This is a genomic window from Streptomyces sp. NPDC055078 (assembly GCF_053607985.1).
Genome location: NZ_JBSGUP010001070.1, coordinates 1 through 1,623, shown reverse-complemented (window position 1 = coordinate 1,623; position 1,623 = coordinate 1). Strand labels below are relative to the sequence as shown.

Here is a 1,623-nt window from a genome sequence, read left to right as displayed (position 1 = left end):
CTTCTTGGAGCAGGTGGGCCAGGCGCCCCACCCCTGCGTCCGCTGGACCTTGGTGGCGACGGCGATCTGCTGTGACCTGCTCGCCCGGTCGGCGGTGGAGGCGTACGCCGTGCCGCCGAAGGCGCGCCAGGTGCCGGCGGAGAACTGGAGTCCGCCGTAGTAGCCGTTGCCGGTGTTGATCTGCCAGTTTCCGCCGCTCTCGCACTTGGCGATGCGGTCCCACACACCGCCGTCGGCCGCCTGGGCCTGGCCCGCCGTGGCGGCGAGCAGTGCCAGTGGCGCGATGAGCGCGGTGCCGACCAGCGCCACGGTGTCACGCCTGCGCCTGGGCTCTGACGAACGGGAATCTGACATCGAACGGGAACTCGTGAACATCGAATCCCTCTCAAAGGTCCCGGGGCGCCTCGAAGCGGTGCGGATCTCGACGCGTCGGGCGTCTGAATCCGCTCCGCCCAGCCCACCTGAGGTCTGCTCCTGGGAGCGTGGTGCTCTGGTGTGGCCGCACTGGCGGTGCGGCCGGGCGGGCTGTCCCGGACGGTGCTCTCTGCACACGGGCGGTGAATCTAGAGACGTCAATGCCGGTACGGCAACGATTTCCCTGTTGTGCCAGGCCAGTTGCCCATTACTCGAAGTAACGACGAGATTGAGACACCCACTTGATTCATTTATTTCATGATTTGTCAGCCCGACGGGCGGGCGCGCTGTGAGATGGTTCACCGCCTCAACTTCCTTGCACTCCCGAGTTGTTGACAGGGAGTAGTCAACCGCGTCCGCCGGATCACCGATTGCGCCGGATGGTTCGATTCCCTCGCTCCGATCCGTGACTCCGGCCACAGCTCGGCCGTTGAACCCTTTATGAGCCGGGATCCGCCCGGCGCACATGATCAAGTCCGAGGAGCCCCCCGTGCCGCGCATGCTCGACGTCAGCGAGGACGTACGCGCCGAGATCGGTGATGAAGAAGCCGACCGGCTGCTCGCCGGCGAGAACGCCCCGGGCAGCTACGACTGCACCTCCTGCCGCACCCCGGGCGACACCGAGCAGGAGCGCACCAGCACGGTGCTGTTCGTCGGCGAGGAGACCGCCGTCCTCGCCTTCGCCCACGCCACCTGCATCCCCTCCCAGGTGGTCCAGGTCGCCGAGGACGAGTTGCAGGGGGCCGTCCGGTCCATCACGGCCGAGGAGCCGGGCTCCTCCCAGGGCACCCCGGAGCAGGCGGTCCTCGGCATCACCAGCGGTCTGATCCTGATCGACGGCGACCTGCACCCCGCCCTCGTGGTCGAGCCGACCGCGCCGATCGCCCGCCCCGGGAGCCGGGGCACGGGCGGGGACGACTTCCTGCCACTCCTCATCGAGCAGGGCTTCATGCCCGTCCACGACGTGAACCAGCGGCCCACCGCGCTGGCCGGGTGGTCCGTCCTGCTCGCCATGGGGCAGCTGCACGCCGTCCTCCAGCCCGGTACGGGCGGCGGCAGCCCGGTGGCCTGGTGGCAGGCACACCAGCCGCTCCAGGTCACCGAGGGCTGGCGCACCGCGGCCAACAAGTCGCACACCGTGCTGGTCTTCGCCGCCCCGGTCGGCTCGATCGGCCAGCAGCCCCGGGAGGACCTGCTGCGGGACGCGCT

Annotated in this window: 2 protein-coding genes; one reads left to right on the top strand and one right to left on the bottom strand. The window is 69.3% G+C overall.

Annotated elements, in window-relative coordinates; all coding sequences use genetic code 11:
- On the bottom strand, positions 1 to 354 hold a 354-nt coding region (locus tag ACWF94_RS40200; protein WP_453500208.1), incomplete at its 3' end, for a transglycosylase family protein.
- A gap of 550 nt (positions 355 to 904) precedes the next feature.
- On the opposite strand from ACWF94_RS40200, the gene ACWF94_RS40195 reads away from it, so the two are divergent.
- Positions 905 to 1,623 (top strand): hypothetical protein (locus ACWF94_RS40195; protein WP_453500206.1); only part of this gene is annotated, 719 nt, incomplete at its 3' end.